This window comes from Pseudomonas sp. HP_01, from assembly GCF_055284355.1.
Genome location: NZ_JBTOPV010000009.1, coordinates 51,180 through 67,440, shown reverse-complemented (window position 1 = coordinate 67,440; position 16,261 = coordinate 51,180). Strand labels below are relative to the sequence as shown.

Genomic DNA, 16,261 nt, shown 5'->3' with positions numbered 1-16,261 from the left:
TGAGCGAGCTCGGCCCCTGTAGGAGTGAGCTTGCTCGCGAGACGGCTTCACAGACACCCAAGCATTCAAACCAGACCACTGAACCGGATTACACGCCATGACCAAAACCCTCCTCACCCTCGCGCTGTCCCTGGGCCTGTTTGCCAACTTCACCCACGCTGCCGATCAACCGCTCAAAGTCGGCACCACCGCCGCCTTCGCCATCCCGCTGGAGGCCGCCGTCGCCGAAGCCGAGAAACAAGGCCTGAAGGTCGAGCTGGTGGAATTCACCGACTGGATCGCGCCCAACGTGAGCCTCAATGCTGGTGACATCGACGTGAATTATTTCCAGCACATTCCGTTTCTGGAGAACGCCAAGGCCGCGTCCGGCTTCGATCTGGTGCCCTACGCGCCGGGCATCATCAACAACGTCGGGTTGTATTCGAAGAAGTACAAAAGCTTCGATGAGCTGCCAAACGGCGCCACCGTCGCTATCGCCAATGACCCGATCAACAGCGGTCGCGGCCTGCAGCTGTTGGCGAAGGCCGGCTTGATCACCCTGAAACCGGGCGTGGGCTACAAGGCCACCGAAGACGACATCACCGCCAACCCGAAGAAGATAAAGCTGATTCAGGTCGAAGCCGTGCAGTTGGTGCGCGCCTATGACGATGCCGATCTGGTGCAGGGCTACCCGGCCTACATTCGTCTGTCGAAGACCTTCGATGCCGGCTCGGCGATTCTGTTCGACGGCCTCGACCACCCGGAATACGTGATTCAGTTCGTCATCAAACCGGACCACAAGGATGACCCGCGCCTGGCCAGGTTCATCGACATCTACCAACACTCACCGGTCGTGCGCGCCTCCCTGGATAAGGTCAATGGCTCGCTGTATCAGGTTGGCTGGAAGAATTGATCATGAGTGCATCCGCGCAACGCGTTTTAGCGCCTGGGGGTGATGCCCCCCATGCCGCCGTACAAGCCGAACTGCATCCGCAAAAGCAGCACGCCCATGTGCGCTTCATCAATCTGGGCAAGGTCTATGAAGGTCCGCAAGGGCAGGTGCCGGCACTTCAGGACATCGATCTGGATATCCAGCGCGGCGAGGTGTTCGGCATCATCGGCCGCAGCGGCGCAGGCAAATCATCGCTGATCCGCACCATCAATCGTCTGGAGAAACCCAGCACCGGGCGCGTGCTGATCGATCAGGTGGACATCGGCGACTTCAACGAGGACACGCTGGTGGCGCTGCGCCGACGCATCGGCATGATCTTTCAGCACTTCAATCTGATGTCAGCCAAAACCGTTTGGCAGAACGTCGAATTGCCGCTGAAAGTGGCCGGCGTGCCGAAGGAACAGCGTCAGCGCAAAGTCGCCGAATTGCTGGAGTTGGTAGGGCTGGAAGGCAAGCACAAGGCGTATCCGGCGCAGTTGTCGGGCGGGCAGAAGCAGCGCGTCGGCATCGCCCGGGCGTTGGTGCATGATCCGGCGATTCTGCTGTGCGACGAGGCGACGTCCGCACTCGACCCGGAGACCACGCAATCGATTCTCGGCCTGCTGCGCGAGATCAACCAGCGCCTGAGCCTGACGATCATTTTGATCACCCACGAGATGGCGGTGATCCGGGAAATCTGTGATCGCGTGGTGGTGCTGGAAAAAGGCGAAGTGGTCGAGCAGGGCCCGGTCTGGCAGGTATTCGGCAATCCGCAGCATGAGGTGAGCAAGACGCTGCTGGCGCCCCTGCAACACGCGCTGCCGGAGGATGTGCAAGCGCGTCTGCAGTCGCACCCTTCCGAGTATCACGCCAGCGTTGTGCTGGATCTGCAATTCACCGGCAGCGAGCCTGACCTGTCAGCGTTGTTCAGCGCCTTCGGCGGGCAGGTGAGCCTGCTGCATGGCGGCGTCGAACGCATTCAGGGGCGAGCGCTGGGTCATCTGTTGCTGGCGATCAGTCATTCGCCACTGTCGGTTGAGGAACTACTGATTCGCGCCCGTAAACATGCGCAGCAGGCGGAGGTAGTGGGTTATGTGGCTTGATCGTCTGTGGCAGGGGGTTATCGATACATTCCTGATGGTCGGCGTGTCGTCGCTGATCGCGTTGATGCTGGGCATTCCGCTGGCGGTGATTCTGGTCACCAGCGGCAAGGGCGGCATCTTTGAAGCGCCCACCATCAATAAGGTGCTGGGTGCGTTCGTGAATATTTTCCGTTCAGTGCCTTTCCTGATTCTGATGGTCGCGCTGATCCCGTTCACGCGGCTGATCGTCGGCACGACCTACGGCGTGTGGGCGGCGGTGGTGCCACTGACCATTGCGGCGACGCCGTTCTTTGCGCGCATTGCGGAAGTCAGCCTGCGCGAAGTCGATCACGGTTTGATCGAAGCAGCACAGGCGATGGGCTGCCGCCGCTGGCACATCGTCTGGCACGTGCTGCTGCCCGAAGCACTGCCGGGGATTGTCGGCGGATTTACCATCACGATAGTGACGATGATCAATTCATCGGCCATGGCGGGCGCGATTGGCGCCGGTGGATTGGGGGATATCGCTTACCGATATGGCTATCAGCGGTTTGACACGCAAGTGATGCTCACCGTGATCGTGTTGCTGGTGGTATTGGTGGCGGCGATTCAGTTGGGCGGGGATCGGTTGGCGTTGCGGCTGAACAAGCGCTAGCACGCAGCGATTGCCGACGTTGCATTGGCCATTTACTGCCGCTTCGCGCCAGATCGCGAGCAAGCTCACTCCTACAGGTTTGTGCCACGCCTCCCGAATCCGTGTCCGATGCAAATCAACTGTAGGAGCAATCGGAGGTTACGACGGTCGCGAAAGCGGTGGGTCTGTGACCTGGATGCTGACTGACACGACGCATTCGCGAGCAAGGTGGAGCGCCACCCCAGTCACCCCTACAGGTTCGTCCCCGCACCAGCCTTTACGTCAGGCGCCAATCTGATGCCAGAGCGGCGTTGAAGTCCGCGAGCGGAGTATATTGGCGGCCTTATTCGCCCAGACACTCGCCCCATGAAACTCGACTCAGAAGACCTCGCCCAGATCACGGCCACCACCCTCGGCAATTACAACGATGTCGCCGAGGGTTTTCGCGAAGGGACCCGCGACCATGATGTGAGCCAGAACATTGATGCGTTGCTGCGCAATATCACCGGCCCGGCGCCGTTCCAGATTCTCGATTTCGGGTGCGGACCAGGGCGTGATCTTCAGACATTTTCTGCCATGGGCCACATCGCCACCGGCCTGGATGGCTCCGAACGCTTCGCCGACATGGCCCGTGCCGACAGCGGCTGCGACGTGCTCCATCAGAACTTCCTTGAGCTGAACCTGCCCGCCGAACGGTTCGACGGCATATTCGCCAACGCCTCGCTTTTCCACGTCCCCCGTCAGGAGTTGCCTCGGGTGCTGCGCCAACTGCGCGCCGCGTTGAAGCCCGGCGGCGTGTTGTTCAGCTCCAATCCCCGTGGCGACAACCAGGAAGGCTGGAAAGGCGAGCGCTACGGTGCCTTTCATGACCTGGCGTCATGGACCGTACTGCTGACTGAAGCCGGGTTCATTGAGGTCGAGCACTACTACCGACCGCCGGGATTGCCGAGGGACCAGCAGCCGTGGCTGGCGAGTGTCTGGCGCAAGGCTTGAAGGGTTTCAGGCTTTTCACGCAGCAAAAGATTCGTCACCAACAAGGCGAGCCGGAACAGATTCCGGCTCGCCTTTATTTTATCGAGCAGGCGTCGGCTTTTCGTCCGCGCCGCCTTGGTCGCGCTCATTCTCCGCACTCTTTTCCTGCTTCTCCCGCTCAGCTTTCTGACGCTCCTCGTCACTCGGCTCCTTGATCTTGTACCAGGCCACGTAAAGCGCTGGCAGGAACAGTAGCGTCAGCAGGGTCGCGATGATGATCCCGCCGATCATCGCGTAAGCCATCGGCCCCCAGAACACTTCGCGGGCGATGGGGATCATGCCCAGGCTTGCCGCGGCAGCGGTGAGCAGAATCGGCCGACGGCGGTGCTCGGTCGCTTCCGCCACCGCATCCCACGGCAGATAGCCGGCCACTTCATACTCATGAATCTGCGTCACCAGAATCACCGAGTTGCGGATGATGATGCCAATCAGCGCCAGAATGCCGAGGATCGCCACAAAGCCCATGGGCGTTCCGGTCGGCACCAGCGCCAGCACCACGCCTATCAGCCCCAACGGCGCCACGCTCGCAACGATGAACATCTTCTGCACGCTGTGCAGCTGGATCATCAGGAACGTGGCCATCAGGAAGATCATCAACGGCACGACCTTGGCGATTGGCCCTTGGGCCTTGCCGCTCTCCTCCACCGTACCGCCCGTGGCGACCTTGTAGCCCACCGGCAAACCGGCAGCGAACTTGTCGATCTCGGGCTTGAGTTCCTTGACCAGATCGGTCGGCTGCATGTCGTCGCTCACTGCCGCCTTGAGCGTAATCGTCGGTTTACGATCACGACGCCACACCAGCGGCTGTTCCAGTTCATAGCGCACGTTGGCAAATGCCAGCAGCGGAATCGATGTGCCCTGGGGCGTAACGATCTGCAGGTTCTGCAGGGTTTCCGGCGATCCGCGCTCGGAATCCACCGCGCGGCCGACGACGTTGATCAGATAGATATCGTCGCGCACCTGAGTCACCGCCGAGCCGGTCACGATGCTGTTCATCAACTGTGCGACGTCCTCGGACGACAAGCCCAGTTGCCGCGCCTTGTCTTGATTGATGTCGATACGCAGGACTTTACCCGGCTCGTTCCAGTCGTAAATCATCTCGCCGATATGCTGGTTTTTGTCCAACAGCGTGGCGAGTTCGATGGCGTGCTGGCGCACTTCATCAATGTTTTCGCCGCTGACCCGGTACTGAATCGGACGCCCCACCGGCGGCCCCATTTCCAGTGCCTGAACGTAGGTGCCGATGCCGACGAAATCATCACGCAGGCGTTTTTTCAAACGCTCGGTCAACGCGCCGCGCTCTTCCAGCCCTTTGCTGACGATGACCAACTGCGCGTAGTACGGGTTCTCCAGCTGCTGATCCAGCGGCAGGTAGAAACGCACCGCGCCTTCGCCGATGTACGTGCTCCAGCTGACGATGTCGGGATCGTCCTTGAGGGTCGCCTCGAGCTTGTCCACCGCGCGGCGGGTCTCGTTGATCGACGCGTTCTGCGGCAGGTTGAGGTCGACCAGAATCTCCGGGCGGTCCGATGACGGGAAGAACTGGTTCTGCACGAAGCGCATGCAGAACAGCGACGTGGCAAACAGCAAAATCGTGATGATGATGGTCAACCAGCGGTGACGCATGGCCCAGAACATCGAGCCGTTGAAGGCCCGTGCGATGCGTCCGGGCTTGGCGTTCTCGTCGTGCTTTTTCACGTTCTCGCTGAGGATGTGCACGCCGATCACCGGGGCGAACAGCACCGCGACGACCCACGACACCAGCATCGCGACAGCGATCACCGCAAACAGTGTGAAGGTGTATTCCCCCGCCGAGCTGGCGTTCAGGCCAATCGGCACGAAGCCCGCAACCGTCACCAGCGTACCGGTGAGCATCGGGAAGGCCGTCGAGGTGTAGGCGTAGGTCGCGGCCTGAGCTTTGGTTTCGCCTTTCTCAAGGCGTGACACCATCATCTCCACCGTGATCATCGCGTCATCGACCAACAGGCCGAGGGCAATAATCAGGGCGCCCAGGGAAATACGCTGCATGGTGATGCCGCTGTATTCCATGAACACAAAGACCATCGCCAGCACCAGCGGAATCGAGCAGGCAACCACCAGACCGGCGCGCATGCCGAGGCTGATGAAGCTGACGATCAACACGATCACCACCGCTTCGAACAGCGCGCTGGTGAAACCACCGACGGCTTTCTCGACCACTTGCGCCTGATCGGAAACCACATTCACGCCGACGCCAATCGGCAGGTCGGCGGTCGCGGCGGTCATGCGCTCGTGTAACTGCTTGCCGAACTCCTGAACGTTGCCGCCTTTCTTCATGGCAATGGCCAGCCCAATCGCTGGCTTGCCATCGAAGCGGAACAGCGGCTTGGGCGGATCGACGTAGCCGCGGGTGATTTCAGCGATGTCGCTCAAGCGATAGAAGCGATCATTGAGGCGCAGGTTGACGTTTTCCAGGTCTTTTTCCGACGCGAACTGGCCGGAAGTGCGCACTGAAATGCGCTCAGGACCCGCCTCGATGACCCCGGCAGGCGTCACGGTGTTTTGCGATTGCAGGCTTTGCACGACCTGACGCTGATCCAGCCCCAGCGCCGCCAGCTTGCGGGTGGAGAAGTTCAGGTACAGCACCTCGTCCTGCTCGCCGATCATTTCGACTTTGCCCAGGCCCGGCACGTCGCGGATCTGGACGCGCACTTGCTCCACATAGTCGCGCAGCTGGCGCAGGGTCAGGCCGTCAGAGGTGAAAGCGTAGATCGAGCCGTAAACGTCGCCGAACTCATCATTGAACGCCGGGCCTTGAATACCTTGGGGAAATTGCCCGCGAATGTCGTCGATCTTCTTGCGCACCTGGTACCAGATGTCAGGAATGGCCTCAGCGCTGGTGGTGTCGCGCAGGTAAACCATAACAGTGGACTCGCCCGGCCGGGTGTAGCTCTTCACGTAGTCGAGGGAATCGAGCTCTTCGAGCTTTTTCTCGATGCGGTCAGTCACCTGCTCAAGGGTTTCATCCACCGTCGCGCCCGGCCAGCGGGTTTGTATGACCATGGTCTTGATGGTGAACGAAGGGTCTTCTTCACGGCCCAGGTTCATGTAGGAAAACACGCCCATCAGCAGGCCGACGAACATCAGGTACCAGACGAAAGACTGATGCTTGATCGCCCAATCGGAGAGGTTGAACGTCCCTTTCATCGTGGGCTTTCCTTATCGACTTTGATTTTCTGCCCCGGCTTGAGGCTGTTGACGCCGGCGGTCACAACGCGATCGCCATCGTTGACGCCACCGGCCAGTACCACGGAATCATCACTGCGGCTGACGACCGTGACGACGCGTGGGGAAACCGTCTGATTCTGCATGTCGATGACCCAGATCTGCGTTTTGCCGTCGACCTCCTGCACGGAGGTGGCGGGCAGCTCGATGCGCGGTTTGATCGCCGAGCTGAGGGTCACGCTGATCGCTGTACCCAATCGGAAGGCCGCCGGCGTGTCCGCCAGGGTCAAACGTGCGCGACGGGTGCGCGTGGTGCTTTCGGCCTGAGGCTCGAGTTCTCGAACGGTTGCGGTGGTGTTGATCTCCGGCTCCAGCTGGCTGGCGACTGTGAACACCACGTCGCTGGGCAGTTGATCGCCCAGTTGCGCCGGCAGGTCAATGACCGCTTCCTTGATGTCCGGGCGCGCCAGTGTCACCACCTGCTCGCCTGCGCTGACCACTTGGCCGGCCTCGACTTTCCATTGGGTGACCACGGCATCGTGATCGGCGCGTAGCTCGCTGTAGCTCAACTGATCCTTGGCCTGTTGCATCGCGGCCTTGGCCTGATCATAGGAAGACTGAGTGGTTTTCAGGTCGGTGACTGCGACATCCAGCGCGGCCTGGGCGCCAACGCCGCGATCAAACAACTCATGCTGCCGCCGTGCATTGGCCTGGGCGTTGATCAACTGGGCCTCGACCCGGGCCAGATCGCCCTGGGTCGAGCGCACCTGGTTCTGTTGGTCCGTCGGGTCGAGCACGGCGAGCAGGTCGCCCTTCTTGACCTGAGCGCCGACATCGACACTGCGCTGGGCGATGCGACCCGAAACGCGAAAGCCCAGGGTGCTTTCATAGCGCGCGGCAATGTTGCCGGCGAAGCGACCCAGGCTTTCTTGGGCCTGTGGCTTCACCTCGATGAACAGGACCGGCCGAACCGGCTCCGGTGGCGGTTCTTCCTTGCTGCAGGCGCTCAACAGCAGACCGGCCAACACAACCCCTGACAAGCGCTTCATTGCTGGGCTCCTGCCGATTGCTTCGCGGGCTCGGGGTGCACGTCGGCGAGTTCGACTTGCATATCGGGGTGCAATAACTGATTACCGGCAACGACCACTTTTTCACCATTCTTCAGACCGTCGACGATGATCACCTTGCCTGTGAGGTAGCGCCCAACGGTCACGCTGCGCAGGCTGACCTTGTTGTCGCCATCGACCACCCAAACGGCAGGTTTGCCGAGCTGATCGCCCAGGCCTTTGGTCAGCGCTGACCATGGCAGCTCGACGCTGGTCTTGGCCGGTACGGTCAGGGCGGCACTGACCACCGAACCCAGGTCCATGCCCGGCGGCAGTGAGCTGAGTGAGATTTTCACTTGCAGCGTGCCCGTCTGCGCTGAAACGGCCGGGGTGACTTCGCGGACTTTACCGACGGCCTTGACCTTGGGGTTGTCCAGCAACGTCACTTCGACCGGCTGGTCGGTGGGCGGGTTGACGAACAGCGATTCGTAAACGTCGAACACGGCGTCACGCTCGCCATCGCGGGCCAGGCTGAAGATCGGCGCCGTTGGCTGCACGACCTGGCCCACCTCAGCCTGCCGCGCGGTAATGATACCGGGCGCATCGGCGATCAATGCGGTGTAACTCAGCTGCTCGCGGGCGTTGGCCAGTTGCGCCTGAGCGGCTTTGAGCGCGCTCTGACTGCCGCGCAATTGCGCCTGGGCTGAATCGTATTCACTGCGGCTGGTGTAGCCCTTGGGCAGCAGTTTTCCCTGGCGCACGAAGGCCGCAGAGGTCTGTTTCACGCGCGCCTGCTCAGCGGCAACGGCAGCGATAGCGGAGTCGACGTTGGTCTGCAGGTCTTTGGGGTCGAGTTTGGCCAGCACTTGTTTGGCCGACACCCGATCGCCGACATCGACCGAACGCTGAATGATCTTGCCGCCCACGCGGAACGAAAGCTGCGTCTGCACCCGCGCCTGCACATCCCCGGTCAGCGCGACCGCGGCGGCGTATTCACTGGTTTTGACGTCCTGGATCTGGACGCGGGGCAACACCGGGTCCTGGGGCTTTTCCTTGTCACAGCCGGCGAGAACGGCCAGGCTCAAACCGATGGAAAGAACGGTCAGACGACCAAGAAACAGAGAGGGTTGGGCGGGCATGCAAGCTCCTTGTGCCAATGCCGTTGCGACACCGCGCCGCCGGACGCCATTGCGATGTGCTCATGCGACTGTGAGCGTAGATCAGGGTTCCTTGGGGTAACGAACTCTGCCGGGCTCTATGTCGCACGCCAATTTACGCTAGAGCGCGCCTGTTCGCGATGGGGGATGGTCTGTTACATCGATGTTGGCAGACACAATGCATTCGCGGGCAAGGTGGAGCGCCACCCCGGTCGCTCCCACAGGTACACGGCGTGCCCAGCATCTGCGTCTGACGTAGATCGGTCTGGTGCCCGCGGCGAATATCTTCGACGGACGCCAATCTCCTGTAGGAGCAATCGGAGGTTACGACGGTCGCGAAGGGGTTGGGTCTGTGACATCAATGTTGGCGGACACACCGCATTCGCGAGCAAGCTCACTCCTACAGGTACACGCCGCGCCAAGCATCTGCGCCGGACGCAAACTCCCCTGTAGGAGCAATCGGAGGTTACGACGGTCGCGAAGGCGGCGTGACTGACACACCGCCTCCCCTGGCTGGCCTATCTAGACAGCCCGATCAAACATCGAGGATCAACTCCCCGCGCCGCCGTGGGCTTCTTCGAAGAAGAAATCCTTCCAGCTGTCAGCCTTGTTTTTCAGCACACCCAGCTCGTGCAGTTTTTCGGCGTAGATGAACGTGCGCTGGGGCACGACGGTGAAGTCGATCTCAGGGTCGGAGACGATCTTCTCCACCAGCGGCAACGGCAATTTCGATTTCTCGACGTCGATGTAGGTCTTCGCCGCCGCAGGTTTGTCGGCTTTGATGATTTTCTCGGCCTCGGCCAGGGCGTCGTAGAACGCTTTGTAGGTCTTCGGGTTTTCGTCGTGGAATTTCTGAGTGGTGTAGAGCACGTTGAACGTCGCCTGGCCGCCCAGCACATCGTACGAACTCAGCACTTTATGAACCTTGGGGTTTTCCAGCTCCTGATACTGAAAAGGCGGACTGGAGAAGTGCGCGCTGATCTCCGAACCGCCGGCAATAAGCGCCGACGTGGCGTCCGGGTGCGGCAGGCTGACGGAGATGTTGTCGAACTTCTTGAAATTCTCGTTCCCGAACAGCTTGGCGGTTTCGATCTGCAACGTACGCGACTGGAAACCCACGCCCGCCGCCGGCACCGCGATGCGGTCCTTGTCGGTGAAGTCGTTGAGGGTTTTCACGTTCGGGTTGTTGCTGAGCAGGTAGTTGGGCATCGAGCCCAGCGAGGCGATTGCCTTGACGTTCTGCTTGCCCCTGGTGCGGTCCCAGATGGTCAGCATCGGCGGCACGCCCGCGGACACCACGTCCAGCGCGCCAGCCAAGAGGGCTTCATTCATCGCGGTGGCGCCGGAGATGCTGTTCCAGTCGACCTTGATGTCCAGGTCCTGCTCCTTGCCGTGCTTCTCGATCAGCTTCTGCTGCTGAACGACGTCCAGAATCAGATAACCGATGCCGAACTGCTGGGCGATGCTGATCTTGCCTTCAGCGTGGGCGCCGCTGCTCAGCAACGCGCCAGCCAGTCCCAGGGCGGCGGCGAGCGTGGTCAGTGTCGGGCGCTTGGACGGTGCAGCTGTCTTTAAAAAATCCATACAGTTCTCACGATGAGGGCGAAAGGGAGTAACGACCTCATTGCCCATCCAGCGGCCGCGAGGCGGAGCGTTCGTTTGAAAAAAACAGATCAGCGCTGCATGCCCCACCGCTTCACGGTCAGGCGCTCGACGTTGCTGAACAGCAGGTTTTCCACCAGCAGACCGATGATGATCACCGCCGCCAGGCCCGCGAACACCTTGTCGGTGTACAGCTCGTTGCGATTCTGGAAGATGTACCAGCCCAGACCGCCCTTGCCCGAAGACGCGCCGAACACCAGTTCAGCGGCGATGAGGGTTCGCCAGGCAAAGGCCCAGCCGATTTTCAGGCCCGCGAGAATCGACGGCAGCGCCGCAGGGATCAGGATGTACCAGACGAACCGCAGGCCCTTGAGGCCGTAATTGCGCCCGGCCATGCGCTGGGTTTCAGAGACGCCGAGGAATCCCGCGTAGGTATTCAAGGCCAGCGCCCAGAGCACGGAATGCACCAGTACGAAGATCAGGCTGTTTTCACCCAGGCCGAACCACAACAGCGATAGCGGCAGCAGCGCGATGGCCGGCAACGGGTTGAACATCGCCGTCAGCGTGCCCAGCAGGTCGCGACCCAGCTGGGTCGATACCGCCAGCGTCGTCAGCCCGAACGCCAGGACGATGCCGATCAGGTAGCCCTTGACCAGCACCGTCAGAGAAATCCAGACCTTGGTCAGCAATTCGCCGCTGACGATGCCGTCGATAAACGCCGAAGCGGTTTGCAGAAAGCTCGGCAGCAGCAGGTCGTTGCCCTGAATGCGCGCGGCGATTTCCCAGATGATCGCCAGGGCCACCAGGATGACGGCTTTACGCACCCAGCTGACCTGCCAGATACGTTGCGCGAGGGGAATGTCGCGGGCCAGGTCTTCCTGAGTGAAAGGCTCCAGCACGACTTCGTATTCTTCCCGCAGTGGGGGTGAAAGGCTCATGGGTATGTCTCTCAAAGCGCTGTTAATAGGCAATACGAACATCCTGAAACCGCAGATCCGGCTCGACCGCAGGCGCTTCGCCTTCGTCGAACAGCAGCCGGTGAACGCGCTGCGCAGACGCCTGAAACTCAACGCCGCCGAGGCTTTTCAGGGTGTACTGATGGCTGTTGATCTCGGCGCGCACGCGGCCCGGATGGGGCGACAGCAGCAGAATCCGGTTGCCCACCACCAGTGCTTCCTCGATGGAGTGGGTCACGAACAGCAGCGTGAAGCGCACCTCTTCCCACAACTCCAGCAGCTCTTCCTGCATCTTGCGGCGGGTGAGCGCATCAAGCGCGGCGAAGGGCTCGTCCATCAGCAGGATTTTCGGCTGCATCGCCAGCGCACGGGCAATTGCCACGCGCGCCTTCATGCCGCCGGACAACGTGTGCGGATAGGCATCGGCGAAGGCGCTCAGGCCGACCTTTTCCAGGTAATACCGCGCACGCTCCTCGGCTTCACGACGCTTGAGGGTGCGCGAGGCCAGCAGCGGAAACATGACGTTCTGGATCACCGTCTTCCACGGCGGCAACTGGTCGAACTCCTGAAACACCACAATTCGGTCCGGCCCCGGTTCCGTGACCTGCTGACCGGCCAGTCGAATCTGCCCTTCGCTGGGCTGAATGAACCCGGCCACGGCCTTGAGCAGCGTTGACTTGCCGCAGCCCGACGGGCCGAGCAGGACAAAGCGGTCGCCAGGATCGATTTCAAAACTGACTTGATGGGTGGCCCGCACCACGCGCTCCGGCGTGCGGTATTCAAGGCTGACGCCCTGTACTTGCAGCAGCGCTTCAGCAGTGGGCTGACTGGCCTGTTGCGCGTTCAAGCGATCGCTAGCCGTGTGGCTTTGCAGAGCGGCATTCATGGAGCTCTCCTGATCAGAACGGCGCATCGCCCTGAATGGTGGTGCGGTGCAGGCGACGGCGCAGGTGATCGGGCGTGCCGCCGGCCAGATGAATCAGCGAACGGTTGTCCCAGAACACCATGTCGTTCTCCTGCCACTTGTGGCGGTAAACGCCTTCCGGGCGAACGCTGTGGGCGTACAGCTCGGTCAGAATCGCCTGACTCTCGTCGTCCGGCAGGCCAAGGATATGGGTCGTGAAGCCTTCGCTGACGAACAGCGCCTTGCGCCCGTTTTCCGGGTGGGTACGCACAATCGGGTGGCTGACCACCGCGACCTGGGCCAACTGTTCAGCACTGAGGGTCGGCCGCCAGTTATCGGCGTTATGCCCATGGCTGTAGCGCGAGGTGTAACTGTGCGCGGCGGTGCGCCCTTCGACAGCTTTGCGCAGGTGCTCGGGCAGCGTGTCCCAGGCCAGGTGCATGTCAGCGAACAGGGTGTCGCCGCCTTCGCTTGGCAGCTCCTGGGCATAGAGCATCGAGCCCAGGCTCGGCAGCTCTTTGTAAGAAAGGTCCGAGTGCCAGTATTTGCCGGCATCGCCCAGCCCGACCGGCTGACCGTTCTCGACGATATTGGAGACGATCAAAATTTCGGGGTGATTGGCGAGCAGGAACTGCTTGAGCACGTGAATCTGCAGGACGCCAAAACGGCGGCTGAAATCGATCTGCTGCTGCGGGGTGATGTGCTGATCGCGGAAAACCACCACGTGGTAATCGAGATGCGCTTGATGCACGCGGGCAAAATCGGCGTCGTTTAGCGGGCGGGACAGATCCAGACCGACGATTTCCGCGCCCACCTTTTCGGCGAATGGACGCACATCGAACGGCTGACCGGGCGCTTGCGCGGAAGAAGCGTGGGAGGCTGCTGGCATGAGAACTCCGACTCCAAAAGGTGTGGCTAAGGAGGGAAGACTTTAAAGCTATAAGAACGGAATTTTAAATATCGTTAGAGCATATGCATAGCGCTGAACGACCTAGCGACGGTCTCCGGCAGTTACTGCCATACGCGGGGCGCCGGCTTGCGGACTTATGCACAGGCGCCGCGCTTTAAACGCAAAAACGCGCTTGCCTGTCGCCACCCCCAACCCTCGATGACTGTGCGTCAGCGGAGTAGGAGCGGCGGCGGGCAAGCGCGTTTTGTAAAAATGAACGCGCTGCAATGGCGCGCTCAGGCCTTCATCAGAACGCCGGCAGTACCGCGCCGTCGTACTTCTTGTTGATGAAGTCTTTGACTTGCTGGCTGGTCAGCGCTTTGGACAGCTTCTCGATCGCGTCGGTGTGAGCGTTGTCGGTACGGGTCACCAGGTAGTTCACGTACGGCGAGTCGGCACCTTCCAGAATCAGCGCATCCTTTTTAGGGCTGAGCTTGGCTTCCAGCGCGTAGTTGGTGTTGATCAGATCCAGGTCAACCTGATCCAGCGCGCGCGGCAGCAGCGCCGATTCCAGCTCGCGGAACTTCAGGTGCTTCGGGTTGGTGGCGATGTCTTTCGGCGTCGCCAGGGCGTCGGTCGGGTCTTTCAGGGTGATCAGGCCGTTCTTCTGCAACAACAGCAGAGCGCGACCAGCGTTGCTGCCTTCGTTAGGGATGGCAACGGTTGCGCCGTCAGGCAGCTCGGCGATCGACTTCCACTTCTTCGAGTAACCACCGAACGGTTCGACGTGTACGCCGACGCCGGTCACCAGGGTGGCGCCCTTGCCCTTGTTGAAGCCATCCAGATAAGGCTTGGTCTGGAAGTAGTTGGCGTCCAGACGCTTCTCGTTCAGTTGCACGTTGGGCTGCACGTAATCAGTGAAGACCTTGATCTGCAGGTCCACGCCTTCTTTGGCCAGTTCAGGCTTGATCAGCTCAAGGATCTCGGCGTGCGGAACAGCGGTGGCGCCCACGACGAGCTTCTCGGCAGCTTGTGCAGCGCTGATGCCCAGGGAGAGAGCAGCCGCCAGTGCGGTGAACAGAAACGTCTTCTTCATGCGATGTCCTTAATAGAAATCGGGTCGCCTCGTGGGCGACTTGTCTTCGGTCTGCCGCGGGATCGACCCTCGGCAGGGTGGCGGCTGGTGCCGACAGTACCGAGATTTTTTATTCCGAGACAATACTTTTTAGTCAGGCGGTTATGCTTTTTGGTTCTCAACGGGCATCTTGCCACCCAGCCGCCTGGCGCTGGGCCTAGAGAGCCATCACCGAATCGGCAGATTCAGATGCTCGGGCAGGATTTCCGCGCCGCTGCTGACCAGCAGCGCGAAGTGAATGACGTTCTCCAGCTCCCGCGTGTTGCCCGGCCAGTAATGGGCTTCGAGCACGCGCTGCGCGTCCTCGCTGATCAGCGGCATCTCGAACCCGAAGCGCTGGCTGTAAATCCCCAGGAAGTACTCGGCCAACGGCAGGATATTGCCGGGCTGCTCGCGCAACGCCGGCAGGTCGAGACGCCCTTCGTTCAGGTAGCGATAAAGCCGCTCGTGGAATTTGCCAGCGGCGACCGACAGGCGCAGGTCGATGCTGGTCGCGGCGACCAGCCTGACGTCGACCTGGCTGGGCTGCGTGGCGCCAACGCGGGTGACTTCGTGGTTTTCCAGCGCCGCCAGCAACTTGATTTGAATCGCCATCGGCAGGTCGGCGATCTCATCCAGATATAGGGTGCCGCCCGTTGCCGAGCCGAACCAGCCTGCCCGACTGCTGACAGAGACGCTGTGGGCGCCGGCGGCGTAGCCGAACAGCTCGGCGTCGGCGTAGGTCGAGCTGATGGCGCCACAGTTGACGGATACGAACAACCCGGCCCGGTCGCTGCCACGATGGATATGACGCGCCAGCAATTCCTTGCCGGTGCCGGATTCGCCGCGGATCAGCACCGGCAGGTCCAGTGGCGCCAGCAGCTCCATCTCTTCGCGCAACTGCCGCGATCGTGGATCGATGAACACCAAGGCCTTGGCGCGGATGCTCAGCGGGCTTTTTTCAGCGTCAGGAAAAGTCAACAACGGGTGGCTCGAAATGTCGGAAAGGCTCATGGCAGGCTCCCGCCCGACCATTCATGGACCCGGGCGTTTAAAAAAAAGCCGCAGTGCCTGTCGGTTCACTGCGGCGAAAGTGATGCTGAGAAAAGTTGGCTCGTGCGTACCGACGGTGACGTGTGCTGATGTCATGCGCGGCGGCGGGTAAGTTGCTCGATACGCCCTTGCAGCCGGTACAGGTAAGCGAAACCCTGCTCCCACCGCTGATGGCCGGACTTCACGTTGATATGGCCAGCGCCGCTGAGGATGCCGATTTCGGCGCCCCAGTTGCGGGCCATTTCCATCGCGCGCAATGCGCTGACGGCTGAATCGTTGTCCGAACTGACCACTTGGGTCGGGAACGGCAGCAGGTGTTCGGGGATCGGCGCGAAATTGCGAATCGCTGGTGGGCAATTGGGCCGCTCGACGTCGGCGGGAGCCACCAGCAAGGCTCCGCGCACTTGACGCAAACTCGCCAATGGCGCCAGCTGCGCCCAATGGGCGACGGTGACGCAACCCAGGCTGTGGGCAATGAGAATCACCGGTGTGCTGTCCGAGGCGATAGCGCGTTGCAGTTCACCTACCCAATCTTCGCGGCGCGGTTTGAGCCAGTCGGCCTGCTCCACGCGCACGCTATTGGGCAGGCTGTTCTGCCAGTGAGTTTGCCAATGGTCGTCGGCAGATCCTTGCCAGCCTGGCACGATCAAGTAACGGATCGATTCGTTATGCATGGCC

Annotated in this window: 13 protein-coding genes and 1 pseudogene; 4 read left to right on the top strand and 10 right to left on the bottom strand. The window is 61.1% G+C overall.

The features are described 5' to 3' along the window. Window positions 1–97 precede the first annotated feature (97 nt). The 4 genes from ACYAR8_RS07300 to ACYAR8_RS07285 all read left to right on the top strand — a co-directional run bounded on the left by ACYAR8_RS07300 (window position 98) and on the right by ACYAR8_RS07285 (window position 3,619). On the top strand, window positions 98–892 hold the full coding sequence (locus tag ACYAR8_RS07300) for a MetQ/NlpA family ABC transporter substrate-binding protein (RefSeq protein WP_463579499.1): 795 nt from the start codon (window positions 98–100) through the stop codon (window positions 890–892). A 2-nt stretch (window positions 893–894) separates the two neighbouring features. Beyond that, the gene (locus tag ACYAR8_RS07295; RefSeq protein WP_463579498.1) at window positions 895–2,013 is read left to right on the top strand and encodes a methionine ABC transporter ATP-binding protein; all 1,119 of its coding nucleotides are present in this window, start codon (window positions 895–897) and stop codon (window positions 2,011–2,013) included. Beyond that, on the top strand, window positions 2,003–2,647 hold the full coding sequence (locus tag ACYAR8_RS07290) for a methionine ABC transporter permease (protein WP_074890122.1): 645 nt from the start codon (window positions 2,003–2,005) through the stop codon (window positions 2,645–2,647). The genes ACYAR8_RS07295 and ACYAR8_RS07290 overlap by 11 nt, the downstream gene beginning before the upstream one ends. A 345-nt stretch (window positions 2,648–2,992) precedes the next feature. Further along, the gene (locus tag ACYAR8_RS07285; RefSeq protein WP_463579497.1) at window positions 2,993–3,619 is read left to right on the top strand and encodes a class I SAM-dependent methyltransferase; all 627 of its coding nucleotides are present in this window, start codon (window positions 2,993–2,995) and stop codon (window positions 3,617–3,619) included. A gap of 78 nt (window positions 3,620–3,697) precedes the next feature. On the opposite strand, the gene ACYAR8_RS07280 is transcribed toward ACYAR8_RS07285, so the two are convergent. From ACYAR8_RS07280 to ACYAR8_RS07235, 10 genes and pseudogenes are all read right to left on the bottom strand, one after another. After that, on the bottom strand, window positions 3,698–6,844 hold the full coding sequence (locus ACYAR8_RS07280; protein WP_108120999.1) for an efflux RND transporter permease subunit: 3,147 nt from the start codon (window positions 6,842–6,844) through the stop codon (window positions 3,698–3,700). After that, window positions 6,841–7,911 (bottom strand): efflux RND transporter periplasmic adaptor subunit, encoded by a 1,071-nt coding sequence (locus ACYAR8_RS07275; protein WP_463579496.1) that lies wholly within the window; start codon window positions 7,909–7,911, stop codon window positions 6,841–6,843. Before ACYAR8_RS07275 ends, ACYAR8_RS07280 begins: the two co-directional genes overlap by 4 nt. After that, entirely contained in the window at window positions 7,908–9,047 is a 1,140-nt protein-coding gene (locus ACYAR8_RS07270) for an efflux RND transporter periplasmic adaptor subunit (RefSeq protein ID WP_463579495.1), read from the bottom strand. Before ACYAR8_RS07270 ends, ACYAR8_RS07275 begins: the two co-directional genes overlap by 4 nt. 567 nt (window positions 9,048–9,614) lie before the next feature. Continuing rightward, window positions 9,615–10,649, bottom strand: coding sequence for an ABC transporter substrate-binding protein (locus tag ACYAR8_RS07265; RefSeq protein WP_463579494.1), 1,035 nt, complete (start codon window positions 10,647–10,649; stop codon window positions 9,615–9,617). An 89-nt stretch (window positions 10,650–10,738) separates the two neighbouring features. Beyond that, complete coding sequence (locus tag ACYAR8_RS07260) at window positions 10,739–11,605, bottom strand: ABC transporter permease (protein ID WP_463579493.1); 867 nt, start codon at window positions 11,603–11,605, stop codon at window positions 10,739–10,741. Window positions 11,606–11,627: 22 nt separating this feature from the next. After that, a complete protein-coding gene (locus ACYAR8_RS07255; RefSeq protein WP_463579492.1) occupies window positions 11,628–12,509 on the bottom strand; it encodes an ABC transporter ATP-binding protein in 882 nt (293 codons plus the stop codon). Between the two features lie 13 nt (window positions 12,510–12,522). Continuing rightward, the gene (locus ACYAR8_RS07250; RefSeq protein WP_463579491.1) at window positions 12,523–13,416 is read right to left on the bottom strand and encodes a TauD/TfdA dioxygenase family protein; all 894 of its coding nucleotides are present in this window, start codon (window positions 13,414–13,416) and stop codon (window positions 12,523–12,525) included. Between the two features lie 307 nt (window positions 13,417–13,723). Then, window positions 13,724–14,512, bottom strand: a complete 789-nt coding sequence (locus ACYAR8_RS07245) for a MetQ/NlpA family ABC transporter substrate-binding protein (RefSeq protein WP_074890104.1) — start codon at window positions 14,510–14,512, stop codon at window positions 13,724–13,726. Window positions 14,513–14,728: 216 nt separating this feature from the next. Continuing rightward, window positions 14,729–15,544, bottom strand: a pseudogene (locus ACYAR8_RS07240) (sigma 54-interacting transcriptional regulator); the annotation flags it as partial. 131 nt (window positions 15,545–15,675) lie between these two features. Beyond that, window positions 15,676–16,257 carry an alpha/beta hydrolase gene (locus ACYAR8_RS07235; protein WP_108120992.1) on the bottom strand — a complete coding sequence of 194 codons (582 nt, stop codon included), beginning with the start codon at window positions 16,255–16,257 and terminating at the stop codon, window positions 15,676–15,678. Window positions 16,258–16,261: the final 4 nt, after the last annotated feature.